Origin of the sequence: Arthrobacter sp. TB 26 (genome assembly GCF_000427315.1) — a bacterium.
Classification (GTDB): Bacteria; Actinomycetota; Actinomycetes; order Actinomycetales; family Micrococcaceae; genus Arthrobacter.
In genome coordinates this window covers 1-2,131 of record NZ_AUPJ01000103.1, presented here as the reverse complement: position 1 = coordinate 2,131, position 2,131 = coordinate 1, and the positions used below count along the sequence as shown (strand labels likewise).

Annotated in this window: 1 protein-coding gene and 1 pseudogene; both read left to right on the top strand. The window is 69.0% G+C overall.

The annotated features are described in order from the left end of the window. Positions 1-10: 10 nt before the first annotated feature. Entirely contained in the window at positions 11-757 is a 747-nt protein-coding gene (locus tag K789_RS26520; RefSeq protein WP_306376373.1) for an aldehyde dehydrogenase family protein, read from the top strand. 183 nt (positions 758-940) lie between these two features. After that, a pseudogene (locus tag K789_RS26740) lies at positions 941-2,131 on the top strand (cation:proton antiporter); the annotation flags it as partial.

Sequence of the window (2,131 nt, the reverse complement as noted above, 5' to 3'; positions counted from 1 at the left end):
GGGCCGCAAGGTGGGCGAGGCGGCGGCCCGGCACCTCAAGCGCGCGCACCTTGAGCTCGGCGGCAATAACGCGCTGATCGTGCTGCCGGGCGCGGACGTCGCGAAGGCAGCCTCCGCGGGCGCGTTTGGCTCCTTTATGCATCAGGGCCAGATCTGCATGACGACCGGCCGGCACCTTGTCCACGAATCCGTCTACGACGCCTATGTGGCGGCCCTCAGCGAAAAGGCGTCCCATCTCCCGGTCGGCGACCCGGCCAGCGGTGCCGTGGCCTTGGGTCCGATCATCGACGAGTCACAACTCAAGCGCATCCACTCGATCGTCGAAGACGCCGTCCAGGCCGGCGCCCGGATCGCAGCGGGCGGCACCCACGAGGGGCTGTTCTACCGGCCCACGGTGCTGGCGGATCTCAGCCCGGACAACCCGGCGTTCGCCGAGGAAATCTTTGGCCCGGTCGCCCCGGTGGTCAAGTTCTCCACCCTCGACGAGGCGGTGGAACTCGTCAACGCCAATGAATACGGCCTCTCCGTCGGAATCCTTGGCGACGTGGGCGCAGCAATGACAATCGCCGACCGGGTGCACTCCGGCAAGGTGCACATCAACGAACAAACCGTCCTGGACGAAGCCAACGCACCTTTCGGCGGTGTGGGCGCCTCCGGCACCGGCTCGCGCTTCGGCGGGGCCACGGCGAACATCGAGGCCTTCACCGAAATCCAGTGGCTCACCATGCGTCCCGAGATCGCGCCGTACCCGTTCTAGGACTGGGGACTCGAAGGCCACGACGCCGTTCCCCACACCCGCGCAGGAACGGTCACAGATCAGGGCTTAGTTCCCTGTCGCCGTGACGGGCAGGGCTGTGTACTGAACCGTACGGCTCGTTTGGTTTCCTGTGTGTGGCGGAGGGAGCGTGGTCCCTGTGGACGGACCCGTCCGGCTGCTCGAATGGGGCGCAGGTCCGTCATGGAGTTGACGACCGTCGTTCTCATCGCCGCCGCGCTGTTCGCGTGGGCACTGGTTTCGGCGCGGCTGCAGCAGGCGTACTTGACCGCGCCGATTGTGTTCACCGCTGTCGGCGCGGCCACGGCCTGGTCGGGGCTGGTCGACGCCGCGTCGCCCCCGGCAGGCCTCACCCCGATGGTTGAGGTCACGCTGGTGTGGGTGCTCTTCTCCGACGCCGCCCGCCTGCCCCTCCAGCAGCTGCGCCGTGACCTGGGCCGCTATGCACGGCTGCTGGGAATCGGCCTGCCGCTGACGATCGTGTCCGGGTGGGTCCTGGCCGCTTGGTTCTTCCCCCAGCTGGGGCTGTGGCTGGCCCTTCTCGTTGGCGCTGCCCTGGCCCCTACGGACGCCGCCCTCGGGGTCCCCGTGGTGACGAATCCGGCGGTGCCGTCACGGATCCGCCAGCTGATCACCGTCGAGAGCGGCCTCAACGATGGCATCGCCACCCCGGTGGTCATGGTCGCGATCGCCGGTGCAGCCGCCACGGCGGGCCTGGAGAGCGCCGCGGCCCCCGGCAGCGCAGCCGTCGAGCTGCTCATCGGCGCGGCTATCGGAGCAGCGGCCGGCGCCGCGGGTGGATGGCTGCTGCAGTTGGCCGCCGGCACGGGACCGCCGTCGAGGATTTCGCCGGCATCGGAGTCCTCGCCCTGAGCCTGCTCGCCTACACCGCAGCACTCGCCGTGGGCGGCAACGGATTCGTCGCCGCGTTCTGCGGCGGGCTGGCCTTCGGCACGTGCGCCGGTCAACGGGTGCCGGCTGAACTCGTCTTCGTCGAACAGATGGGCGGACTGGTCTCACTGCTCGTGTGGCTGGCCTTCGGCGCCATCGCCGTTCCGACCATGCTGGCGCATTTCGTCCCCCTGACCATTGTGTATGCCGTGCTCAGCCTCACGGTGGTGCGCATGCTGCCGGTGGCACTGGCCTCGACGGGTGCCGGCCTCAACCGGGACACCATCCTGTTCGTGGGGTGGTTCGGTCCCCGCGGCCTGGCTTCCCTCGTGTTCGCCCTGCTGGCGCTGGAAACCCTCGGACCAGTGTCCAATGAGGCCGTGGCCGTCATAACAGCCACCGTGCTGCTCAGCGTCCTGACCCATGGATTCAGCGCCGCTCCGTTGGCCGCCCGTTACGGACGGG